Below are 23040 nucleotides of genomic sequence, written 5' to 3'. Positions count from 1 at the left end.
AATGTATCCAATTCAAGCTTGATGGGGGGCTTAGGGATATATCAAATCCAAATTTAACACCCCAATACGATCTCCACCGAAGGAGGCCCCTTACCGCCAAAATTCAGCGATGCGTTCATCCGGTCGCTGACTGCATCAGGCAAATATGCCCCCCAGAAGGCGCCACTCAGGGTCTAGGTCAGCATTTACTTTGCAGAATCTAACCCACTCGGATCATAGGCCTCCAATGGAAGGGACCCAGTTCCGAAACACTCAGGAGACGGAGCCGTCGAATTCGTACCCTCAGTGGCTTTCGCAGGTATATTTTCCAGTCATCCGCAGCACAACAGTCTGAATATCCGGGTACCACGTGGGATACATAGTCGCCACGCGTCGCGGGCGGATCGGGGAGCACGACACCGAGTTGGGCAAGCTTTGCGCATGAGATCATGCGGGCTCCTTGTGATGGGCAGACCGTCAGGAACCGACAGCCTACTACCCGGAAACCTGCGGTTTACTCGCCCAGAATGTTCTTCAACGCAGCGGTATGCCCCGCTGGGTCGTTCACGCTGGACATCACTTCGATGATGGTGATCGTTTGATCGTTCATCGTCATCAACGAGGCCATCAGTAGTTTCAGGCCGTTAAAATCGTCGGTGCCGTCCAGGCGGTACATTTTCAAGCCGTTCACATGAATGGTCTTCTCGCCAGTCATGCGAAAGTTGGGTGACGCGGCCTGCTGCTTTTCCTTCAAGGTATCCACGGCAAGACGAAACGCAGCGTCCGGGGTGGTACCCGCAGTCGGCACCGGACCTTCGGTAACGATAATGGCCCGTTCGCTTTTCGGATCGAAGTACATCGTGCCGCCGTTTTCGCTGTTCAAGGTACGGGCCTCGACGCCTTTCAGCACGAACTTCAGCTTGCCGCTTGCCAGAGACACCGATTGCATATCCGATGCCGCCGTTGCGGTTTTCTCAGGCGGGGCAGCAACTGCCATGGTGGCCGCGCCGCTCAAGGCAGCAAGCACGCACAAGCAACGGGGCCAGCCCAACAGCAAATGCTTCGACATTGATAGCGCCTTTGTTTTCAGGCCGCAGAATACCGACGGCCTTTGGTGCGAACAGCCTAGCTTACTTGCCTGCTCACTTGCCCACGAAGTTGTGTAGCTACCGCCCTGGAGCCCAGTCAAAATTTTTTGGGGACCCAGGTAGTCTTTAAGTTTGGTTGGGCAGCCTGATTACCTGACCATTTTTGCCTTTCAACGAACCATGAACCTCTTGCTATTCCCTGCCGCCGAGCGTTATCCGATCACCTCAGTTAATGGACGAAACCTGCATACGAGAACAAGTGGGATAGTCGAGCGATCGCCAATAATGTAGCGTGAAGCCATCAATCGATGGTTTGCAAGGATCTCAATCATGAGCCTCGTCGATACGTACCTCGCTGGTCTGCGCAAGGCCCTGCCAGCCGAACGACTCAATGAGCTGAAACATGCACACGGGGCTTCGACGGCAGATGTGCAGCGGCTGAACGATCGTTATCCGCTCTGCCCCGCGAGCCTGTTGGAACTGCTTGGCCAGATCGATGGCACGCACTATCGAGATTACCCGGACGGCAGAGTCATGGTGTTGGTACTGGGCTCAGATGTATTCGAGTATCCGTACTACCTCAGTTCGATCGCTCAGATCCTTGAAGAAAGTGACACTTACACTCGGAGCATTGCGCAAATTTATGCAGGCTATCTGGATGAGGAGCCCGATCTGGTCGGCCCCGGAATCGACATATCGCTGGGCATGCATGAGCGGCTATGTTTCTCGCACTGCATGAACAATGGGGGAAGCTCGAAGCTGTATATCGATTTTAATCCAGTAGCTGGCGGCAACGTGGGTCAGGTCGTACGCTACCTTCACGACCCTGACAGTTATAAAGTGATTGCGCCAAGCTTTGATCATTACCTGCAACAGTTGATTGATGAAAACTACGCCTTCGTTTTCGAGGATGAAGACTACTGACGTCTTCGCTCGGCTAAGGTATTGATGCCGTGATGGGCGTGAACGGACGTCTTTGTTGTTCATACAACGACGGGGAGCAACTGACTGACGATGACTACGCGTTCATTCATCTGAAGTCCTGAAGTCACCTCACTGCCAGGGAAATGAGCGATGGATCACTTCCTGCAGCGGAACCGAAAGCGCGGAAAAACGCGCCTTGATCTGTATGCACTGATCGCCGGTCATGCGCTCGCCCAGACACAAGGGCAACGCCCGACAACGCTGCAACGCTGTGGCAATGTTGATTTCCAGGACAGCGCTGACCTCCCGCGCCGCGACAGTCAGCCGATCAGGCGTGCATTCAGCCAGAAACAGATCGTACTCGGCGTATAACTCGCGTGCCAACCCGGGTTCTGCTGCCTTCATGTCATCACCGCCGGGCACTTCCAGAAAAGCATCCTGTTGAGCGTAATGCTCAAGGGCGATAGCGTAGTCCTCCAGGCTGGAGTGCGGCTGCTGTCGCTTCTGTACACACAACACATCTGCAAAATCAGCCGCTTCCAGGCATGGAGAAAGGTTGTACTGATCGCCAAGGTCCAAAATGCGGAGCTCATCATCCTCATCGAGATTCGGCACCAGGTAAAAGCGGCTTTCCAGCAACGCTGTATCGCCCTGAACGTAGACCCAGGCGTATCGCTGCCATAACGCCCGATCATCAGAGCATGCAGCGATAGCCTCTACTGTCTCGCGAAACGAATTAAGCTCGAACATCCTGCAACGTCTCCTTGCACGTACCGCCCACTCGATCACATCAGGACCCATCATGCCTGCAACCACAACAGTTACCGCCGCTGAAAACCGAAAAAGCATCCTCATCGTTGTAGGCTCGGTGTTCCTGTTGTCCGTGTCAGACGCTCTTATAAAAGCCACCAGCGCCGAGACGTCAATGTGGCAGCTCTATGTGATTCGCTCGCTCCTGGCCATCGGCATTATCGCCGCCTGGTTGATGCGCCGTGGTGGCACAACGCAAAGATGGCCACTCTCCCCCTTCTGGGTGGGAACAAGAAGCCTGCTGCTGGCGCTGATGTGGATCGCCTTCTATAGCGCACTGCCCTTCATCAGTCTGACCACGGCCGCATTGGCAATCTATACGACACCACTGTTTATTGCGTTGTTCTCGGCAGTGACTCTGGACGAGCATGTCACACCGCGCAAATGGCTGGCCATTCTGGTGGGGTTCGCAGGGGTGCTGGTCACGCTCGCGCCCAGTCAGGCCGACTTCAATCTATGGACACTGCTGCCCGTGCTCGCGGCGATTTTCTATGCCTTGGCAGCGGTCGTGACCAAGGGCAAGTGCGCCAAAGAGGTGCCGATGCACTTGGCCCTGGCACTGAACATCGCGTTGTTATTGATGGGGATGATCGGCAGCGTTGTCGTTTTACAGACCGGTCCTCACCTGCCGGACAACGAAGGCCTGCGCTTCCTGCTAGGCGGCTGGTCACCCATGGGCATCGGCGACTGGGGTGTAATGGTCGTGCTGGCAATTCTGATGGTACTGGTCAGTACCGGCATCGCTCGGGCCTATCAAATCGGCGAGACCTCAATCATCGGTGCGTTTGATTACACCTACCTGATCTTCGCGATTGTCTGGGGAGCCCTGCTGTTCAATGAAGTGCTAAACAGCCGAACTGCAGCAGGCCTGGCCCTTATCCTGGTTTCAGGCTTCATCCTGCTGAAAAAGCCCACCGCCACGCGCTGAATGCTGCACATGTACAGCCCTTAAAAAGGAGCTGTTGATGCTGCTGGGACAGTCGCCAGGCATGGTGACATGAGAGTCGCCCCACCCTTCGTGCTCATCAACGGCGACCGCGGCCTTCATGACCTTGGTGCAACCGATCGACGTTCTGATCAATACGGCCCTGAATCACGCGCAAGGTGTCTGAAGTAATACCCCCAGGACACAGCTTCTCGGCAACGCTCGTAAACCGGCTCGCCACATCACAAATACCATCAATCATCCTACCGGCAACGTCCGAAGGCACCTCGGCCTCTTCGGCAAACCGAAGCATTTGTGCGCGGGAAATCGACAGGGCTTCTCCCATCACATCCATCTGGTGATAGCCACCCGGCCCTTCACAGAAGGTCACGTCGTAAGCCGGGGACAGTTTCCACTGACCGTCTTGCGACATGATGTAAGCAAAGTTCTTGGGGTGATCGTCTCGGTTGTTGAATGCAACATTGAAGACGGCACGTTCGAAGACCACCGCCATCTCTCGGACGTCGTTGGTACACATCTGTGTTGCACGCAGGAAATTGACGTAATCCAATACGCCCGGAGACCGGTAATTGGCCCCTGTAAAGGCGGCAAGGCTTTGCATGGGGATGCGCAGACCCTCCTGGCGGTCGAATCGCTTGCTGGCAAACGCAGCCAGCCCATCAGGCAAACTGAAGTATTGCGTGTCAGGGGTTTCAATCCCGCACATGCGCAGGCACTCGGCGTAGGCCATTTCGATAGCGCACACTTCGGCATGCTCTTCTTTGGCCGGAAACTTGACCATCCATGCTTCAAAACCCGGTGTGACCGCCGTGGTAAATGCGCCGGTTTCAGGATCGCGATAGACGAGGGCCTTGGGCCTTGCTCCTTGAGGCGAGCCACCGACCAGCATCAATGTCTGCAGAAACTCACCGCCGTCTCCATGGAGCACTTCCTGTACTTCGGCGGCAAGTTTTTCCAGCGGGATATGGACTTCGGCCCCCTGCCCTTCGGGCGCCACGGGTTCAAACGTCATGGCACCCATGGCATTGCTGCCGATGTAGGCCAACAGTTCCAGTGAGCCGATGCGCGCCGTGGTGAGCCCGCGGCGCCTGAACATACGGTCCATCAGTAACATTCCCCACCCATCGGGCAAGGAGTCGTAGACAGGCCCGGGCAAGTACAGTTGGTGGTCCGGGAAGCCCTTGCGCAACTGAGGCCCCTGCAACGGGAGCGTGTAGGAAGACAGCTCCAGGCCTCTTTGCCTGGCTTCATTGCTGTACTCGAACACGATCAGCGGGCGACCGGTCAGGGCGGTCGTGGAGACCAGCGTGCCCCATTGCCATCGCTCGCCCCAGCCCTCGTAGAAGACGTTTACCTGCTCAAGCATTGCCGGACTTCCTCTTCGTACGAAGACGATTGGCGCTGTTTTCGTAGCGCCGAATATCTTCGATGCTATCCAGCTTTGGCAGGAACAAACCTTCAAGCTCCCTGGTTCGGCCAAGCGCCATCGCCACACGAACGACGTTCTCGAATCCTACATTGCGCCCGGCTTCAAGGTTCGACACGGTGTTTGTACCGATGCCGGCACGTCCGGCCAGGTCGGCTTGTGTCATGTCCAGCGCCAGCCGCTCTGTGCGTAGGCGATCGCAGAGGCGTTTGACAACCTCGCTCGGCTTGCTGAAGCTCAAATCCAACATAGTGCGCACCAAGCCCATTCGCTGATCGTTAATCTCCAAAATTGTAGAGTTAATGCCCTTAGGTATCAAGCGACCTAATTCCTAAATATCGTGACTTATACGACAAATTTTGGCTTTAACCACAATATAATGGATTTAATCCACATAAAAAGTTGAACAATTGGTGCCCTCTGCAATCGCATTCTGGGTAACTGAAATCCCGGCAGCCCTCACCACCGGGACCAAAACCATCAGAGCCCTGTCTGAACAACCAACACCTGCGGCCGATGAGAAAACAGCTGCAGGAACGCCCCGCCGAGCGCGCAGCCTGCCATGACAAAGAAACACACCGTGTAGCCGTGAAGGCTCGTCCAGCCACCGCCCATGCTGATCAGTGTGCCCATCAATATCGGTGCAATACCGCCGCCAATGAACATCGCGGTGGTGATGATGCCATTGGCGGTCGAGGTTGCAGATGGCTGTGCGGAGTCAGAGGCCACTGCGTAGTAAATCGGCCAGACTGCGTTGGCGACCAGACCGAACAGCAATTGCACGACGATGATGATGAATGTGGTGTTGGCGAAGTAGAACGCACCGACGCTGGCAGCCATCCACACGCCGCAGATGAGCAATGTCACCCGCCGGCCGATGATGTCCGAGAGTGACGGCCAGACCAGTTGCCCGAGGATGCCGGTCAGGGTGAATACCACACTCATGCCTGCCGATTCGGCCAGCGACAGGTGAAGGATGTTGTACAGGTACGCGGGCAGGACAATGTTGACGCCCATGTATACCACCTGCGTCAGCATCGTGTTGCCGGCGGTCAGGGCAATGTTGCGATTGCCGAGCGTCGCCTTGAACGTTTTCCAGGCCTGGCCTTTGACGTTGGTTGATGGCGTGCTGTCCGGTGGGGTCATGCCTTTGGCGGCAATGTCGACATACAGTTGGGTGATGCGCTCGGCGGTTGAGTAGCGCGACCAGAAAATCATCAATGGCAGCGCTACAACGAACGCGAAGAAGAACACGTAGCGCCAGTTTTCTTCACCGAACGTGGTGATCACGAAGCTCGCGACAATGCCACTGAGCATCGCGCCGATGGGGTAGCCGGTGTGGTGAGCGCCAAGGGCAAAACCCCGGCGCTCCACGGGCCACCATTCTGCGGTGTTGCTGACGCCGACCGGCTCGCCCCAACCTGCTCCAAGGTTCACACCCACCCGCAAGGCAACGAAGCTGGCCAGGCTTGCACTGAGTGCTTTGAAGCCGGACAGGAACGAAAGCGCGGTGTAACCCAGCACCAGCGGTACCTGGAAGCGCGCGCGTTTCCAGCCGCCGCCGTAGCGGTCACTCCAGATGGAGCCGGGAATATCCAGAACCGCCAGGGCCAACATAACGACAGTCGCCAGTGTGCCCCACTGATCTGCCGACAGATCGAAGTGCTTGGAAATGGTCGGCCCCAGGCGCAGGACAATCTCGCGATCATAGGCGTTGAGGATCCAGATCAACCAACACACCAATAACGATACCCACGAGAAACGATGGATCTGGCCCAGCGATGCTTTTTTATTATTTTGCACGGGAGAATCTCCAGGCGTGCCACGCACGCGCTGTAAAGAGAGTTCAGTTGTCCTTAACGGTCGGGTCCGATTTTTCGGGTCGATCAGCTGGCGAAGCGTTTTTCGGCGATGCCTTGCACACCCAGCCCGGTGATGGCGAACAAAGCACCCCGTTGCTGGCCGTCTTCGGGAAAGCGCGGCAGCGGAGGCTTGGCCATGGAGGTGACGAACAGCGTGTCCAGATTCGGTCCGCCGAAGGTCAGGCTGGTGACCTTCTTCACAGGCATGTCGATGATGCGATCCACCTGCCCGTCCGGCGTGTAACGCACCAGTTTTCCGGCATACACCAGCGCCTGCCACAGGCAGCCTTCAGCATCCACAGTGCAGCCATCCGCAGCGCCGCCACCGGAGGTATCGACCTTGGCGAACGTTCTGCGGTTGGCAACCGTTCCGGTCGTATTGTCGTAGTCGTAAGCCCAGAGTTCCCCGGACCAGGTGTCGGCGAAATAGAAGGTCTCGCCGTTCGGGCTCCAGCATGGGCCGTTGGAAACGATGATGCCTTCGTCCAGGGTATGCAGGCTCAGGTCCGGGTCGAGACGATAGAGCCTGGCGCTCGCCTGATCTTCCTGTGTATCCATCGAACCGACGATGAATCGGCCCTGACGATCGACTTTGCCGTCATTGAGCCGATTGTTCGGCTGCCCCGGCTCGGGGTCGACGATCAGTTCAAGATCGCCGGTTGGCAAGTCCAGACTGTAGAGCCCGTGCTGCAGGGCGACGATAGCTGCATCGCCATTCCTGCGCAGAGCCATGGAGCCTATTTTCTGCCCGACATCCCAGGCGCGCAGTTCGCGCCCGTCCCCGGTGCAGCGCAGGATCCGACCGTCGAAACTGTCGATCCAGTACAGCCGTTGCTGTTCGACATCCCAGACCGGCCCTTCGCCCAGCGTGGTCTTGACGTCCACGACGACTTCGATACGCATGTTTCACCTCTGTCTTGTTGTTATTGAGATGGCACGTTGGGTCACTGAAAACAGGTGTTAAAAGTCGACCTGGTTCTTGCCCTTCAGGTCGAGCATTTCCCTCGCCTCATCTGGCGTCGCCACGCTTCCGCCGAGGGCTTCGATCACAGTGCGGATACGTTTGACCTGATCAGCGTTGGACGCTGCCAGTTTGCCCGGCCCATCCCACAGCGAGTCTTCAAGACCGACGCGCACATGACTGCCCATCGACAGGCCCATCGTGCCCAAAGGAATCTGGTTGCGACCGGCACCGAGAATCGACCATTGATAGGCATCGCCAAACAGGCGGTCGGCCGTACGACGCATATGTGCAAGGTCTTCAGGGTGACCGCCGATGCCACCTCGCAAGCCGAACACTGACTGAATGAAAATCGGCGCCTTGAGCAGGCCACGCTCCAGAAAATGCGCAGCGGTGTACAAATGACCGATGTCGTAGCATTCAATTTCAAAGCGAGTGCGGTTTTCAGCACAGGTATCGAGAATGTGAGCGATATCGCGGAAAGTATTACGGAAAATCCGGTCGTCGCTTTCGGCCAGGTATGGCCGCTCCCAGTCATGCTTGAACTCGGTGAAGCGATCGAGCATTTCGTAAAGCCCGAAGTTCATGGAGCCCATGTTCAACGACGCCAATTCGGGCTTGAGTTGCGCCACCGGCTGCAGACGCTCTTCCACACCCATGGTCGGCGCGCCGCCGGTGGTGATGTTGATGATCACATCACTGCTGGCTTTGATCTGCGGCAGAAACTGGCGGAACAGATTCACGTCCTGGCTTGGCCGACCGTCATGGGGATCGCGAGCATGCAGGTGAACAATCGATGCACCCGCTTCAGCGGCACCGATGGCCGCGTCGGCAATTTCCTGCGGCGTGATCGGCAAATGCGGCGACATTGAAGGCGTATGGATGGCGCCAGTGACGGCGCAGGTGATGATCACCGGGCGTTTTTTGGGCATGAGTCTTCTCCATTCTTGTTCTTGGCGAGAAAGTGATTGGGGTTGCCCGACCGGAATACGTACGGCCGTTATCTTCGTTCGGATCGAGACGTCTACAGGTACTCGACGTTGCCATCCACGCTGATGGCCTGGCCGGTCACGTTGCGCGCGGCGGGCGAACACAGGAACAACGCCATGGCCGCGACGTCTTCAGCGGTGACCATGCGTCTGAGCGATATTTTTTTCAGGTACTCCTCGCGCATCTCGGCTTCAGGCACTTTCATCTGTTCGGCGCGGGCACGAATCACACCGTCCATGCGCGGGCCTTCGACGATCCCGGGCAGTAACGCGTTGACGCGGATGTCGCTTTCGCCCAACTCGGATGCCAGCGATTTCATCAAACCCACAATGGCCCATTTGGTCGCCGCATACGGTGTGCGCCAGGCGTAACCCAGGCGGCCAGCAACGGAAGCAATGTGGATCATGTGCGCGTTGGGCGATGCCTTGAGCAGCGGAACCGCGTGATGAGCAAAGCGGTATTGTCCGGTGAGGTTGATGTCGACAGTGCGCTGCCAATCTTCATCGGTGATGGCGTCGATGCCCGCCGTAGGACCTGCGATCCCGGCGTTGTTGATCAGCACATCGAGACCGCCGAAGCGTTCGCGCTGGACCTTGAACACCGCTTCGATCTGCGCAGGGTCACCCACATCCGCTTGGGTGGCGACACTCTCTGGATACCGGTCGCGAAACGATGCGAGGGCGGTTTCGCTGACATCACACACATGCACCTGTGCACCGGCTTCGGTATAAGCCGCCGCCAGTACTTCGCCAATGCCGGCGGCACCTCCAGAGATCAGTACTCGCAGGCCGCTATAGGGAATCAGTCGATCGAGAACGCTCATGCTTTTTTTGCTCCAGAGACAGACGACCTTGAACGGCCGCTCTTGACGATCAGGCGCGCCAGGGAATCGGCGGCCTGCATGATGTCGTCGGTGACTGCCGCCCGGGCCGCAGCCCCATCGCGCTCGGCAAGCGCCTGAACGATGCGGTTGTGTGCCTCCATCGAGCGCTGAAGGTGCGCCTTATCGGGTGCCACCAGCGCAAAGCACGGGCCCATGTGCAGCCAGAAATTCTCAACGGCGGCGATGGTCAGCTCAGCGTTCGCTACCGCGTAGATACGCCGGTGGAAGGCAAAGTTGGTCCACAGATAACGGGGCACATCGACGCTGTCGGCGGCCTGCTGCATCTGGTCACAGAGGTGGCTGATTTCCTTGAGGTCGATGTCCTTGAGCAGAAGGACCGCTTTCTCGGCCAGAAGGCCTTCGAGCGCAACCCGCGCGTCGCGAATCTCGCGCAGTCGCTCGGGCGTCATCATGCGGACGCGCAGACGGGAGGTTTCAGTGACTTCGAAGGCATTCTCTGCGCTGAGGCGATTGAGTGCTTCACGGACCGGCATCGGGCTGGAACCCAGCGCCTCGGCGAGGCCGCGGATCGTCACCTTCTGGCCTGGCTGGAAGCGACCGCTCATCAACGCTTCACGGATCTGACGATAGATCTGATCCTGCAAGGTATCGCGAGAAACCTGGCGCATGCTGGGCAGGAGGGTCGGACTGTCGGTCATGGATCTGGCTCATATTGGCGTTCTTATGCGCTCAATATGTGATCACAAATAACATATGTCAAATTGTTTTTGGCCAGCATCCGGCGGTCTAGGGACGGGCATGGAAACCATTGATCCGACTGTCTGCCAGTTTGAACACCACGCGCTGGGGGTGGTTGACCGAGACCAGATACTCGACCGGCTGCCCTTGGGTATCGAATATCACGCCTCGATAAACCAATGCGGCTGTGCCGGGTTCAACCTCCAGCAATCGGGCCTCCTGGTCGTTCATCGTGGCAACGCTTAACGTCCCCTCATCACTTTCTATTTCAATCTGATAGCGCTCCGACAACAGCGCATACAGCGACGCCCCTTCAATCAGGTCGGCAGCAACCAGCTCAGGGACCTTGGCGGCGGGGATGTAGCTGGTCTCGATGCAGAACGGCTTCTGGTCCACTGTGCGCAGACGCCTGATGGTGAGTAGCACGTCCCCTTCCTGAATCTTCAGCAGTCTGGCGACGCGAGCACTTGCGGCGGTTTGCTCAAAGTAGAGCAGCTTGCTGCCTGGGCGAGCCCCGGCCTGTTCAACCACTTGGGCGATGCCCTTGCGCGCCATGGTATTGAGTGGCCGCTCAACGCCTGGTGCCGTCACGAAGGTTCCACGGTTGCCGCGACGCTCAAGCACCCCTCGGTCGATCAGTATCTGCAATGCCTTGCGCAAGGTCATGCGGCTGATGCCCAGGTGCTCAGCCAGGTCCCGCTCCGCCGGAATACGCTCAGTCGGCCCGAACTCCGGGCGCTCAAGCATTTCCAGCAATGCCTGCACAGCCTGCCAGGCCACCTGCTTGCGCAGAGGGGCAGGAAACGCCGTGTCCGAAGGTTTTTCACTGGTCAACTTCATGGTCTACATCCCGATTTATTTTTTCTGGCGGTTCGTGTGACTGCTACAGCCAAAAAGTCCCCGCGTTAGGCGATCTGGTTAATGAACGGCCCATCAGCTTTCTACAAAATCGCTCACTCGCCCTATTAGACCATGAAGGAAAAGCCTTGTAGTGGTCTTTTTCATGGTATAGGTTTTGGTCTAATTCTTGGCGAATAGTAGCCTCTTCACAAGGTACTCAGGAGTCCGCATGGCGATCCAGTTCAACCGGGAAGGCTTTATCGCTTCCTTGCAACAATCCATTCAAATCGTCGACGACGCCCAGCAGTTCGGCCAGGAACTGGCCACGCGGATCGACCGGATTTATTTCGTCAGTTGCGGTGCGCCCAATCGCATCATGCTCGGTCTGCAATACTGGATTGAACGCTATAGCCATTCCTTGGAAGTCCGGCGCTACTTCCCGGCCGATTTCATGGATATCGATCCGCCGCGCCTGGACGAACGCACGCTGGTGGTGCTTGCCTCAAAGTCCGGAACGACGCAGGAAACCATCGCCGCTGCACACTTTCTTCAGGGCAAACCCTGTCTCACCGTGGGCGTGACGCAAACGGCCGGGTTGCCGCTGGCAAAAGCCGTTCAGCATTGCTTTCTGCTGGGGCCGACGGACGAGGCCTACTTCGGCTGCTTCATGATCCTCCAGGCCCTGGTCGGCGGAATTCTGGCCAAACGTGAAGGCTGGCCATTGCTCGACAAGCTCACCCGCTCGCTCAAGGCATTGCCGCAAGCGCTGGCGGATGCGGCAATCAACAACGACCAACGCGCCACTGAAGAGGCCCGCCTCTACAAAGATGATCGCGTCATGTATTTCCTGGCATCGGGGCCGATGTTTACCACTGCCTATGTATTCGGCGTGTGTGTCGTGATGGAAAGCCAATGGCTGCACTGCCTGCCCGTGGAAGCTGCGGAATTTTTCCATGGTCCGTTCGAAGCCATCGACGCCTCTACTCCGTTGCTGCTGCTGGTTGGCGAAGATCCCAGCCGGGCGCAGATGGAACGGGTCGTGAGCTTCTGCCAGCGTTATACCGAGCGGGTGATGATCTACGATTCCAAGGACTTCCCGATGGTCGGGATCGAGCCCGAAATCCGCGCCATGGTTGCGCCCTATATCGTCGGTATCGCAGCTGAACGCATCGCCGCGCATCTGGCTGTCTGGCATCAACAACCGCTGACCACTCGCCGCTATATGTGGAAAACGGAGTACTGAGCATGGCAAGCCTGATCGCGGTCGGCGACAACACCATGGACGTCTACCTGGACCGGAACATTGAGTATCCGGGCGGGAATGCGCTCAACGCAGCGGTATTTGCGTCCCGGCTTGGCGCTCGCAGCGCCTACCTGGGCTGCGTGGGCGATGACCGTTACGGCAAGTGTCTGCTCGACAGCCTTCAGAAAGAACACGTCGATACGTCCCGTTGCCGAACGCTGCCGGGCGCCAATGGCTGGGCGTGTGTCGATAGCATCGATGGCGAGCGCGTGTTTCTCGGGAGCGATCCTGGTGTCTGTCGTCAGTTGCAACTCAGCACCGAGGATCTGGCCTACATCGCGCAGTTCCCCTTGGCGCACAGCAGCCTCTATAGCGGGCTTGAAAACCAGCTGGCGCAGATTCGTCATGCAAGTGGCTGTCTGTCTTTCGACTTCTCGGACAACTGGGTCGAGTTCGAGTGGAAAGGTCTGATCGAACAGGTCGATATCGCCTTTTTCTCGGCCGCCGACCTGCCTTCACAAGACGCGCACGAACTGGCGCTCTCGATGCAGGCCATGGGGCCGAAGATCGTGGTCATCACTCGTGGTGCGCGGGGTGCGCTCGCGACTGATGGGCAAGGGATCCACGAACACCCTGGCCTGCCCTGCAGCGTCGTCGACAGCATGGGGGCCGGAGACGGATTCACTACCGCTTTTCTGCTGGCGAATCAGGCCCGGTACGGCCTTGCGGAGTGTCTGGTGCGCGGCGTCGATTATGCCGTTCAGGTCTGTGGCTGGAACGGTGGTTTTGGTCATGCGCAGACACTGGACGTCGAACGCTCCGAGCACCTGAAAAACGCCTTGAAAAACCAAGGCTGATACGCGCTGTTCCAGGCGTGTGCCTGGACCGTTCAACCAACCGTTGTGGATACCCTGTCGATGAAAAAATGTCTGATCGGATTAACGTTCGCGGCACTCCCACTGCTGAGCTGGGGCGCCAGTGACGAGCTGCGTTTCGGGGTAGACCCCACCTACCCTCCGTTTGAGTCCAAGCAACCGGACGGCTCGCTGACAGGGTTCGATATCGAGCTGGGTGAAAGCCTGTGTACCGAGTTGAAACGTCGGTGTGTCTGGGTGGAAAACGCCTTCGATGGAATGATCTCGGCGCTTAAAGGCAAGAAGTTCGACGGCATCCTGTCTGCGCTGTCGATTACCGAAGCGCGCAAGAACGAAATCGCTTTTTCCGACACGCTGTACGACACCCCTGCCCGTCTGGTGGCACCGCAAGGCAGCCCCTGGCAGCCGACGGCAGAATCCTTGCGCGGCAAGCGCATTGGTGTGCAGCAAGGCAGTGTGTTCGAAGTCTATGCCAAGCGGATGTGGGGCTTGAAGGGTGTAGAGGTAGTGCCTTATCAAAGCAGCGACCTGACCTATTCGGACTTGATGAACGGACGGCTCGATGCTGCTTTTGACGACGCCATCGCGATCAATGAAGGCTTGCTCAAGAAGCCGATAGGCAAGGGATTCAGCTACGCCGGCGACGTCGTCAAATCACCCGAAATATTCGGGCCGGGAACAGGAATAGGCTTGCGAAAGGGTGACACCGCGCTGGCCACCGACATCAACCGGGCGCTCCAGAAGATTCACGAAAACGGCACCTATGACCGTATCGCCAGAAAATACTTCGACTTCGACATTTCGCCTCAATAAACCACCACCGCGGAGCCTGAAATCATGTTCCTTGAGGGGTACGGCTATCTCATTTTTCAGGGGGCATGGTTGACCGTTCAGGTGGCCATCTGGGCTGCCTGCCTCGCGGTCCTGCTCGGCCTGCTGGGAGCCTTGGCAAAACTGGCGCCACTGGCACCGCTAAGGCTGATCGCGACCCTCTACACCACCCTGGTGCGCAGTGTTCCGGACCTGGTCCTGATGCTGCTCATTTACTACAGCGCACAGATCGGACTGAACCAGATGGCGCAAGCGTTCGGCCAGGATTCATGGCCTCTGAACCCTTACGGCACTGCCATCGCAACGCTGGGATTCATTTACGGAGCGTACTGCGTGGAGACCTTTCGCGGCGCGTTCCAGGCCACTCCACCTGGGCAACTGGAAGCCGCTCGTGCTTATGGCATGAGTCATTGGCAAGTGCTGCGCCGCATCCGGTTTCCGTTGATGATGCGCTTTGCGCTGCCTGGCCTCGGCAATATCTGGCAAGTCCTGTTGAAAGGTGCCGGACTGATTTCGCTGCTGGGTCTCAACGACATGGTGCAGGTAGCCAAACAGGCCGGTAACGCGACTTCAAGGCAGATGTTTTTCTACCTGGTGATTGCCGCGATATTCCTTGCCTTCGCAATCCTTTCAAGTGTTGCGCTCAAACAGCTTGAGCGGCGTTACAGCGTCGAGCCTAAGCGGAGGCTATCGTGATCGACATACTGCAAGAGTTCGGGCCGAACTTCCTGTGGTCGGACGGATACCACTGGAGCGGTCTGGCCGTCACGTTATGGCTGCTGGTAACGTCCGCCGCCATCGGGTTGCTCGCCGCAATACCGTTGGCCCTGATACGCACCTACAGCAGCCCATGGTTCGCTCTGCCGGTCAGGCTCTACACCCTAGTGTTTCGCGGTACGCCGCTGTTCGTCCAGTTGTTGATTATCTACAGCGGCATGGCCAGTCTGAGCGTCATCAGGGAATCGCCGGGCTTGTGGTGGTTCTTCAAGGACGGTATGCATTGCGTGATTCTGGCGCTGGCCTTGAATACCTGCGCCTATACCATCGAAATTCTCTCCGGCGTATTGCGCACCACACCCCGTGGCGAGATCGAGGCTGCTTTGGCGTTGGGCATGACGCGCAGCGGACTGTTCCTTCACGTGCTGATACCCGGCATGTTGCGCCGGGCACTTCCCGCTTACAGTAACGAAGTGATTTTTGTCCTACACGCCACGGCCATCGCGTTTACGGCAACGGTGCCCGATATTCTGAAAATTGCTGCCGATGTCAACGCTGCCACCTTCAAGACTTTTCAGGCCTACGGGATAGCTGCGCTGCTATACATGCTGGTGGCATTTGCTCTGGTTGGCCTGTTTCGAGCGACCGAGCACCGGTTGCTGGCGTATCAACGGTTGCGCTGACGTCTCGGTATTTTCTTCATTCCGTAAAAGCACAACCATCACCCGGCAGGCTCATACGGCAACGGAATGAAAGATGTAGTCGGTCTGTTTTCCAAAATCCATTTCAACGCCCGCCAGGTCCAGACGGGTGTGAAGATCGGCATCATCGGCACGGACTTTCCAGGACACGTTTGCAGGCTTAGGATCCCCTGCCCTGACGAGCCTTATGGCCTGTCGCAGTAACACGCGGTCAGCCAGATAAACAGCCAGAGCATCGCCTTTCCAGGCCGCGACGTTCATTCCCATCTGTTCACACACGGCAATCTTGGCCCCGGCGTCGTCTCGGTCTGCCTGGCGGGAGCGTTGAATCTGATCCTCCAGGACAGGGTCAACGACCCGATCAGAAAACAACACGTCGCCCGACTCCCAGACTTCCGGCGGACACACCTTTTCTTCGGGACGCAGGGTCAGAAACGGGTTGATTTCCATGGGATAGATTCGACAGACCAGCGGCCGGTCTTCGTAGATTCCGCAGCGGTTATCCTCACCCAGACTCGGACACTGTGTCAGCGCGTTACCCGCAAAGACGGCGACCACCTGGATGCGTGCCTCGCCACTGATCACTTCCGCAGCGCGCTTGACGCTGTGGGCGTAGTGTGCCGGATCGAGGTAGGTCGAGTGGTCGAACGCTTCAAGTATGACGGCGACATCGTTACCGCGATCCAGCCACTCCTCGGCCTCTTGAAGCGTGAGGGGTATGAGACGTCCTTTGCAGCAGATTCCGCATCCATTGCATGCAAACGTAATCGGGCCGCTTTTCGCCTGCATGGCGGGTTGGCTTTCGGGCTTCATGGTCAGTCCTTAACGCTCACCCTTCACTCTTCGTGCAGCGGCGACGGCAAAAAAAGAAAAAGGGTATACATCAAATGCGGGGCGGCAATCAGCCAACAATTAGTTACCAATTATATGTAAGCAAGCCTTGATCGAAGCGACGCCAACCTGTTCAGCCAACGGGCCTCCGGATGTCGGCGAAACAGCCTCAACACGACCGTCATTCACGCCTTGCCTTGCGGCCATGTGAGCATGGCGACGTCAATGAGACGGGTAAGCGTCTGGCTGTTAGCACCCACCAAAGGCAGATTTACAATCGACTGCAATATTCCGAAGTAATACCAGGCCAGCAGATCCACATCCACGTCGCGCTCGATCTCACCTGCCACTTGCCCATCCATCAAAATCTCCAGAAAAATCTGCCGCTGCTTGCAGGCCGCAGCGTTCGCAGCGCTTTTTCCTGTGGCACTAAGGCCTTCCTGCTCAGCGTTGCTGCGCGAAATCAGACAGCCTGACGGGCGCGTTACATCAGACTCTTTGGGCAGAAACTCACGTAGCAGCGCTTCCACGCTCGCTTTGGAGGTCTGTACGCGAGTCGATTTCATCCGGGCCAATACGCGCTCGGTATACAGTTGGAGGGACTCGTTGAAGAGCCCGTCCTTGTCTTGAAAGCGCTGATACAGGCTTGATCGAGACAGTCCCGTCGCCTCGGTCAGATCGCTCACAGAGGCATTTGCATACCCATGACGCCAGAAAACGCCTGTAGCGGCTTTCAACACCGCGCTTTCATCATATTGCGGTTTACCGCTCATGATTCCTCCGTTGACACACTGGAACGATCGGTACAGGATAGATGGACTGATCGTTCCATGATACGGAAAATTCATCATGATTGACCCATCCAACAGGCAAACGAAACCACTGCGCATCGCCATTGCAGGCGCTACGGGCCGCGTAGGCATGCAGTTGATCGATCAACTGGCACCTGACCCGGTCACCCTGATGGCGCTTACACGCCAACAATCATCCCCGCCCTCTATCGCGAGGGTGGCGTCCGCGACAGTGGATTTTGATCAACCGTCAACGCTCGGAAAGGCGCTTGCAGGTGTCGATAAACTGTTCATTGCTCACGGTACGTCTGTGCAACAGGTCGCCAATGAAATTGCCCTCATTGACGCTGCCGTAGAAGCAGGTGTGCAGCACATCGTAAAGCTCTCGGTCATGGGGCCATCGACCCCTATGAATCCATTCGCCTGGCATTCAACGATAGAAGCGCATCTGGGTCAGCAATCCCTGGCTTCTACCGTATTGAGACCCACCACATTCATGGACGTACTCAAACGCGCTGGTAATGCCATTGCTGTGGGCACCTGGGCCGGTGCCGCAGGCCATGGACGCGTCAACCTGATCGACACTCGAGACGTGGCCAGTTGTGCGCGTATAGCGCTACTGGAAGATGTGGAGAAAGGCTCCCGGCGTGCCTATCACCTGACAGGACCTGGAAACTGGACCATGCCGCAAATTGCCGAGGAACTATCCGTTTTGCTAGGTCACGCTGTCAGCTATACCCACAGGACTCCCGCCGCCCAGCATGCTGCGCTGGTTGCCGACGGACTCTCTCCGTTCGTGGCTGAAATTCTCGTGGGGCTTGACCGGGTTTTCCATGACTGCGTACTGACAGAACGGACCTTCACGGTAGAAGACCTCACCGGTAACGCGCCCCGCTCGTTGTCCGATTGGCTTCGTGAAAACCTTGATGCTTTCAGAGGTCAGGTGCGCTGAAAACATCGCATCCACTCCAACCGTTCTGCGTTAAAGGTTGCTGATCATGAGAGCACTCAAACATCCGGAAGCCAGCGAGTTCGTTCTTGAGCGTGTTCTCTATGCCTTGAGCGACCCTGTACGCATGGAGATCATTCGCCGTCTCGACAGCATGGCCGAAGCGACCTGCGGTGAGCTGGATGGAGGGCGCCCCAAATCAAGCGTCTCTCATCACTTCAGGGTTCTGCGTGATGCGGGATTGATGCGCACCCGCACGGTTGCTACAGCCCACATGAACTCTCTTCGCAAGGATGAGCTTGAAAGACGCTTTCCAGGCTTGCTTGATTCAATTCTCAGTCATTCCACCTAGTCGGGCTGTTGCGTTCGATCAAACACTCAGCAACCGCTTCGTCGTCTCCATCGCCCTGCCCAGTGACTGCCCGGTGCGCTGCAACTTGTTCAGCAGACTGGCTCCCAGCCAAAGCTGATAGAGCGTCTCCGCCAGTGCACGGGCATCGCCGACAGGCAGGCACTTGTCGGCCTGTCCTTGCTCGATGCAAACAGTGATACGCGACACGACCCGCTCCGTACCGTCACGCAACGTAAGACGCATGGTTTCGGACAGGTCCGACACCTCGGCACTGAGCTTGACCACCAGACATTCGTCGCCCTGCCCGTCCGGCACGCAGCGATCCTGCCAGCCCTGCCAGTAGTCCATCAAACGCTCGTAAGCGCTCAGACCGGGCAGCGTGAGACGTCGCTCCATGTCAGCGAGGTAGCCGACAAAGTAGTCCTCCAGCAAGGCTTGGCCATAGAGCTCCTTGGACTTGAAGTAGTGATAGAACGAGCCCTTGGGCACGCCTGCCGCCTGCAGAAGTTCGTTCAGGCCGACGCTGGTGAAGCCTCGCTCGGCCATCATCCGGTGGCCGGTGTCGAGCAGGTGTTGGCGGGTGTCGTCGTAGGTCGGTTTCATGGGGCGGATTACCAGGCAATAGACCAGTCGTATTCGAAGGACCGAGAGTTTGCCACATCCGGTGGTGAAAAACCTCGGGTTAAAAAAACTACTAGACGACTGGTCTAATTAGAAACTATGCTGCGCCCCGTCAACCTATTCCACAGGTACTCGGGACACGCAAATTCATTGCACGTCGCTGATGCCTGACCAACTACAGGGTGCGCTATGAAAATCTTGATGGTTCTGACCTCACACGATCAGCTCGGCAACACCGGCAAGAAAACCGGCTTCTGGCTGGAAGAATTCGCCGCCCCCTACTTCGCCTTCAAGGACGCTGGCGCAGAGATCACACTGGTTTCGCCAGCGGGCGGCCAGCCTCCGCTGGATCCGAAGAGCGATGAGCCGGATGCACAGACCGCCGAGACTGATCGTTTCCGCAATGACCCTGCTGCTCAGCAGGCATTGGCCACTACCGGTCGCCTGGCTGATGTCAGCGCTGATGACTTTGATGCGGTGTTCTACCCAGGCGGTCATGGCCCGCTGTGGGACCTGGCCGAAGACAAGCATTCCATCGCGCTGATTGAAGCCTTTGATCGCAGCAACAAGCCTCATGGCTTCGTTTGCCACGCACCGGGCGTGTTGCGTCACGTCGTCGGAGCCGATGGCAAGCCGTTGATCCAACACCGCGAAGTGACCGGTTTCACCAATGCCGAAGAAGCTGCGGTTGGCCTGACCGACGTCGTGCCTTTCCTGATCGAAGACGAATTTCAACGCCTTGGCGGCCACTACTCCAAAGTCGCTGACTGGCAAGTCCACGTGGTCGTTGACGGCCAACTGGTCACGGGTCAGAACCCCGCCAGCTCGGCTGCAGTGGCCGAGAAGCTTTTGAAGATGCTTGGCTGATCCATAGACCAGCGTCCGTCCTCGGCAGCTCATGAAACCGTGTGCCTGGCACACGGTTTTATTTTCACCCAAATACTAGTCGACTGGTCTAATCAGACCAAACAAGGTACACCGATGAAAAACAGCGCTTTCTTCACCCCAGCCAAACTGGGTTCCCACACCCTGCAAAACCGCATCGTCCTGCCGCCGCTGACCCGCCAGCGCAGCACACAACCGGGCAACGTCGCCAACGAATTGATGGCCGAGTATTACCAACAGCGCGTCGGCGCTGGCCTGCTGGTCACCGAGGGCACGCAGATCGAGCCGCGCGGTCAGGGTTATGCCTGGACTCCGGGTATTCATACCGCAGAGCAGATCGCCGGATGGCGCAAAGTGACCGAAGCCGTTCATGCCAAAGACGGCGTGATCTTCGCGCAGCTCTGGCATGTGGGCCGTGTATCGCATACCGCCTTGCAGCCAAACGGCGATGCCCCCGTGTCGGCCTCTGCCGTTGCCACTGATCGCGTCAGCGTGTTCATCGAAACCGCCCCCGGCGCAGGCGAGCTGGTTCCACCTTCCGCTCCACGAGCGCTGAGCACTGATGAAGTCCAGGAACTGATCCAGCTCTACATTCAGGCTGCGCGCAACGCCATGGAAGCCGGCTTCGACGGTATCGAACTGCACTGCGCCAACGGCTATCTGGTCAACCAGTTCATCTCCGCGCACAGCAACCTTCGCACCGACCAGTACGGCGGCTCTCTGCAGAACCGCCTGCGTTTTCTGCGCGAAGTGGTCGCTGGCGTGGCCGAATGCATCGGCAAGGAAAAGGTCGGCGTGCGTTTTGCGCCACTGTTCACGACCACCGACGAAGCGCGCACTTACCTGGGCATGGTCGAGGAAGACCCGCACACCACGTACATCGAGGCGATCAAGATCCTTCAGGATGTGGGCATCGCGTACCTGTCCATCGCCGAAGCCGACTGGGACAACGCACCTGCCATGCCGGAAACCTTCCGCCGTGCAGTGCGCGACACGTTCAAGGGCGCAATCATCTACGCAGGTCGCTACAACGCCGAATCGGGTGCCAGATTGCTGGACTCAGGACTGGCAGACTTCGTTGCGTTCGGCCGCCCGTTCATGGCCAACCCCGACCTGCCTGCGCGGATCAAACATGACTGGCCCTTGAATACGCTGAACCCGGCGACGGTGTATGGCGGGAGTGCCGAGGGATATACGGATTATCCTGTTTATCGTGATTGACCCACAGGGTTCATCAGGCGCGCGCTTTTTGTAGAAGAGCGCGCCGCTCTTATCAAACAACACGTAACCTGCTGACTGAACACGTTGTTGTGGGAGGCGGCTTGCCGGCGATGCAGTCGACGCGGTATGTCAGAAAAGTCGCGTCATCGTTCATCGCCGGCAAGCCGCCTCCCACGGTCCGGTGTTTGCTGCGCGACAGCGCTACTTCGAAGACGTGGTGGAGCCTCCCACTGCACAAACACAGTATGCATTCGCAGATAATCCAGCCTGTTACAGGCGCATTCCCATCTCGAGTGCACGCGTCTCATAGCCTAACTCCGTGTATAACCGTATGGCCTGTGCATTGAACGCCCAGACCGTCAGCCTGATATCTTTCGCTCCCTGCTGAATGGCCCAGTCTTTGGCCATTTGCAAAAGGCAACTTCCGATACCTTTTCCCCATTCTGCTTCAGCCACGCAGACCGACCCGATTCGGACGCAATCCAATGGCTGCATCAATGGTCCGCTGCTCGACGCAAGGCTGGCGGTGATGAAGCCCGCCGCACGGTTATCGACATGCGCGATGTAGACGACCTGAAAAGGACTTTCGAAGCTTCTCATCCAGTGAGGCAAGTCGCGCGCATAGTCCGTAGTGGCAGCGCTGTAGATGTCTGGGCGTGCCTCGTGGTGGATGGCATTGAGCAATTGACCCACTTTGCAGATATCCAGAACATCGTCCATTGTCGCTTTTCGATAGCTAATCTGCGATTCCATTGCTTGCGGTCCTCCTCGTCACGTCATGCTTAATGTGTCTCGTACAAATCTTTCCATTCGCCAGGGTTTATCGCAGTGTAAGCCCAGCGTCGGCAACTGGACCTAGTGAATCAACACCTCCTGGCATTTCATTTGCCTGTCTATTTTCTACACAAACGTGCAGGGGGCACAGGAATGAGAAAATGGATAACGGATGACAACCTCGACAGTAGCTTTCTGCAAGCAATCAGAGATGGCGTCATCGACACCGGGCTCGGCGCCGAGGCACTGCACAAGCTAGAGGCGCTGGCTCTCGAAAGAGGCTGGGTGGATTCAATCATTGAAACGCTGGATGACGGGGTTGCCGGTTGGTATCAGCGCATCGGCTATGTGCTGATCGCACACATCCCCAGGTATTGCGGACCGTGGAATCGGCACATTCTTTTGAGGTCGCTTGCTGGGTAAGCTGAACGTAAATCCTGCGCATCAAAGCTAACGACGCGCCCTTGCGTGGTGCTTGTGAAAAAGACCATCGCTCATATGCTCTCCCGATCCCGCATGCGCATTCCTCTGACATAAAACCAGTAAAAGGCGACAAGCAAGGGTATGGGCAGAATTGCCATGAGCAGCGCGCAACTGATGTCCGACAGGCCCTCATCGTTGATCTCACCCATTGCGGCAATCATCGCGATAAATGTCACGGTCGCCGAAAGGAAGTTGCACATGCCCACCAACATGATTCGATAGAAGATTCGCCAGGGTCTGGAGGGGTGATCAATTCTCGTTGAGGCTTTGGGAAAACCGATGTAAGGCACTGCAATGCAGAGACAGATGGGGCCGAGAATAAATTGAACAATGAGGACAACGACGGTAGCTGACATAG

27 protein-coding genes are annotated in these 23040 nt (G+C 57.4%); 12 read left to right on the top strand and 15 right to left on the bottom strand.

Translation table 11 applies throughout. The features are described 5' to 3' along the window. Positions 1–493: 493 nt before the first annotated feature. Positions 494–1048 (bottom strand): DcrB/PsbP domain-containing protein, encoded by a 555-nt coding sequence (locus AO065_RS16285; RefSeq protein ID WP_004879595.1) that lies wholly within the window; start codon positions 1046–1048, stop codon positions 494–496. A 349-nt stretch (positions 1049–1397) separates the two neighbouring features. On the opposite strand from AO065_RS16285, the gene AO065_RS16280 reads away from it, so the two are divergent. Further along, positions 1398–1991, top strand: coding sequence for an SMI1/KNR4 family protein (locus AO065_RS16280; RefSeq protein ID WP_004879596.1), 594 nt, complete (start codon positions 1398–1400; stop codon positions 1989–1991). A 129-nt stretch (positions 1992–2120) separates the two neighbouring features. Here the strand turns inward: AO065_RS16280 and AO065_RS16275 are convergent, their stop codons facing one another. Further along, a complete protein-coding gene (locus AO065_RS16275; RefSeq protein ID WP_004879597.1) occupies positions 2121–2741 on the bottom strand; it encodes a hypothetical protein in 621 nt (206 codons plus the stop codon). Between the two features lie 52 nt (positions 2742–2793). Between AO065_RS16275 and AO065_RS16270 the strand changes: the two genes are divergently transcribed. Then, on the top strand, positions 2794–3729 hold the full coding sequence (locus AO065_RS16270) for a DMT family transporter (protein ID WP_032650360.1): 936 nt from the start codon (positions 2794–2796) through the stop codon (positions 3727–3729). Between the two features lie 97 nt (positions 3730–3826). On the opposite strand, the gene AO065_RS16265 is transcribed toward AO065_RS16270, so the two are convergent. From AO065_RS16265 to AO065_RS16230, 8 genes are all read right to left on the bottom strand, one after another. Further along, positions 3827–5113, bottom strand: a complete 1287-nt coding sequence (locus AO065_RS16265; protein WP_004879600.1) for a type II toxin-antitoxin system HipA family toxin — start codon at positions 5111–5113, stop codon at positions 3827–3829. Then, positions 5106–5423, bottom strand: a complete 318-nt coding sequence (locus tag AO065_RS16260; protein ID WP_025993022.1) for a helix-turn-helix domain-containing protein — start codon at positions 5421–5423, stop codon at positions 5106–5108. Before AO065_RS16260 ends, AO065_RS16265 begins: the two co-directional genes overlap by 8 nt. Before the next feature lie 230 nt (positions 5424–5653). Next, a complete protein-coding gene (locus AO065_RS16255) occupies positions 5654–6976 on the bottom strand; it encodes an MFS transporter (RefSeq protein ID WP_004879604.1) in 1323 nt (440 codons plus the stop codon). A gap of 83 nt (positions 6977–7059) precedes the next feature. After that, complete coding sequence (locus tag AO065_RS16250) at positions 7060–7938, bottom strand: SMP-30/gluconolactonase/LRE family protein (protein WP_004879605.1); 879 nt, start codon at positions 7936–7938, stop codon at positions 7060–7062. Between the two features lie 57 nt (positions 7939–7995). Beyond that, positions 7996–8928: a 3,5-dioxohexanoate:acetyl-CoA acetone transferase gene (kce, locus tag AO065_RS16245; protein WP_004879607.1), complete on the bottom strand. Its 933-nt coding sequence runs from the start codon at positions 8926–8928 to the stop codon at positions 7996–7998. 92 nt (positions 8929–9020) lie between these two features. Next, on the bottom strand, positions 9021–9809 hold the full coding sequence (locus AO065_RS16240; protein WP_004879609.1) for an SDR family oxidoreductase: 789 nt from the start codon (positions 9807–9809) through the stop codon (positions 9021–9023). Continuing rightward, positions 9806–10528: a GntR family transcriptional regulator gene (locus tag AO065_RS16235; protein WP_004879610.1), complete on the bottom strand. Its 723-nt coding sequence runs from the start codon at positions 10526–10528 to the stop codon at positions 9806–9808. The genes AO065_RS16240 and AO065_RS16235 overlap by 4 nt, the downstream gene beginning before the upstream one ends. Before the next feature lie 88 nt (positions 10529–10616). Further along, the gene (locus tag AO065_RS16230; RefSeq protein ID WP_004879611.1) at positions 10617–11408 is read right to left on the bottom strand and encodes a GntR family transcriptional regulator; all 792 of its coding nucleotides are present in this window, start codon (positions 11406–11408) and stop codon (positions 10617–10619) included. A gap of 229 nt (positions 11409–11637) precedes the next feature. Between AO065_RS16230 and AO065_RS16225 the strand changes: the two genes are divergently transcribed. Genes AO065_RS16225 through hisM form a run of 5 tightly spaced genes read left to right on the top strand, consistent with a single transcriptional unit; the run spans position 11638 to position 15757 of the window. After that, positions 11638–12651 carry an SIS domain-containing protein gene (locus tag AO065_RS16225; RefSeq protein ID WP_004879613.1) on the top strand — a complete coding sequence of 338 codons (1014 nt, stop codon included), beginning with the start codon at positions 11638–11640 and terminating at the stop codon, positions 12649–12651. A 2-nt stretch (positions 12652–12653) separates the two neighbouring features. Continuing rightward, on the top strand, positions 12654–13508 hold the full coding sequence (locus AO065_RS16220) for a PfkB family carbohydrate kinase (protein ID WP_004879615.1): 855 nt from the start codon (positions 12654–12656) through the stop codon (positions 13506–13508). 60 nt (positions 13509–13568) lie between these two features. Beyond that, positions 13569–14339 carry an ABC transporter substrate-binding protein gene (locus AO065_RS16215; protein WP_004879616.1) on the top strand — a complete coding sequence of 257 codons (771 nt, stop codon included), beginning with the start codon at positions 13569–13571 and terminating at the stop codon, positions 14337–14339. Between the two features lie 24 nt (positions 14340–14363). Continuing rightward, positions 14364–15053 (top strand): ABC transporter permease, encoded by a 690-nt coding sequence (locus tag AO065_RS16210; protein WP_004879619.1) that lies wholly within the window; start codon positions 14364–14366, stop codon positions 15051–15053. Further along, the gene (gene hisM / locus AO065_RS16205) at positions 15050–15757 is read left to right on the top strand and encodes a histidine ABC transporter permease HisM (RefSeq protein WP_004879620.1); all 708 of its coding nucleotides are present in this window, start codon (positions 15050–15052) and stop codon (positions 15755–15757) included. The genes AO065_RS16210 and hisM overlap by 4 nt, the downstream gene beginning before the upstream one ends. 51 nt (positions 15758–15808) lie before the next feature. Here hisM and AO065_RS16200 read toward each other — a convergent pair whose 3' ends face one another. After that, entirely contained in the window at positions 15809–16588 is a 780-nt protein-coding gene (locus AO065_RS16200; RefSeq protein WP_004879623.1) for a YkgJ family cysteine cluster protein, read from the bottom strand. Between the two features lie 203 nt (positions 16589–16791). Continuing rightward, positions 16792–17379 (bottom strand): TetR/AcrR family transcriptional regulator, encoded by a 588-nt coding sequence (locus AO065_RS16195; RefSeq protein WP_004879624.1) that lies wholly within the window; start codon positions 17377–17379, stop codon positions 16792–16794. 76 nt (positions 17380–17455) lie between these two features. Between AO065_RS16195 and AO065_RS16190 the strand changes: the two genes are divergently transcribed. Next, positions 17456–18349: an NAD(P)H-binding protein gene (locus tag AO065_RS16190; protein ID WP_004879625.1), complete on the top strand. Its 894-nt coding sequence runs from the start codon at positions 17456–17458 to the stop codon at positions 18347–18349. Between the two features lie 46 nt (positions 18350–18395). Continuing rightward, complete coding sequence (locus tag AO065_RS16185) at positions 18396–18698, top strand: ArsR/SmtB family transcription factor (RefSeq protein WP_004879627.1); 303 nt, start codon at positions 18396–18398, stop codon at positions 18696–18698. An 18-nt stretch (positions 18699–18716) separates the two neighbouring features. Here the strand turns inward: AO065_RS16185 and AO065_RS16180 are convergent, their stop codons facing one another. Then, a complete protein-coding gene (locus AO065_RS16180; RefSeq protein ID WP_004879628.1) occupies positions 18717–19301 on the bottom strand; it encodes a TetR/AcrR family transcriptional regulator in 585 nt (194 codons plus the stop codon). 207 nt (positions 19302–19508) lie between these two features. Here AO065_RS16180 and AO065_RS16175 point away from each other — a divergent pair, with 207 nt between their 5' ends. Beyond that, a complete protein-coding gene (locus AO065_RS16175; protein WP_004879630.1) occupies positions 19509–20186 on the top strand; it encodes a type 1 glutamine amidotransferase domain-containing protein in 678 nt (225 codons plus the stop codon). Positions 20187–20300: 114 nt separating this feature from the next. Continuing rightward, positions 20301–21425, top strand: coding sequence for an alkene reductase (locus AO065_RS16170; protein WP_004879631.1), 1125 nt, complete (start codon positions 20301–20303; stop codon positions 21423–21425). 270 nt (positions 21426–21695) lie between these two features. Here the strand turns inward: AO065_RS16170 and AO065_RS16165 are convergent, their stop codons facing one another. Beyond that, a complete protein-coding gene (locus AO065_RS16165) occupies positions 21696–22178 on the bottom strand; it encodes a GNAT family N-acetyltransferase (protein WP_004879632.1) in 483 nt (160 codons plus the stop codon). Between the two features lie 174 nt (positions 22179–22352). Here AO065_RS16165 and AO065_RS16160 point away from each other — a divergent pair, with 174 nt between their 5' ends. Continuing rightward, on the top strand, positions 22353–22622 hold the full coding sequence (locus tag AO065_RS16160; protein WP_004879633.1) for a hypothetical protein: 270 nt from the start codon (positions 22353–22355) through the stop codon (positions 22620–22622). A gap of 71 nt (positions 22623–22693) precedes the next feature. On the opposite strand, the gene AO065_RS16155 is transcribed toward AO065_RS16160, so the two are convergent. Further along, entirely contained in the window at positions 22694–23038 is a 345-nt protein-coding gene (locus tag AO065_RS16155) for a hypothetical protein (protein WP_004879634.1), read from the bottom strand. Between the last annotated feature and the right edge of the window lie 2 nt (positions 23039–23040).

The organism is Pseudomonas viridiflava, from assembly GCF_001642795.1.
In the GTDB taxonomy this organism is placed as follows: domain Bacteria; phylum Pseudomonadota; class Gammaproteobacteria; order Pseudomonadales; family Pseudomonadaceae; genus Aquipseudomonas; species Aquipseudomonas viridiflava.
This window is presented reverse-complemented; position numbering and strand designations above follow the sequence as displayed.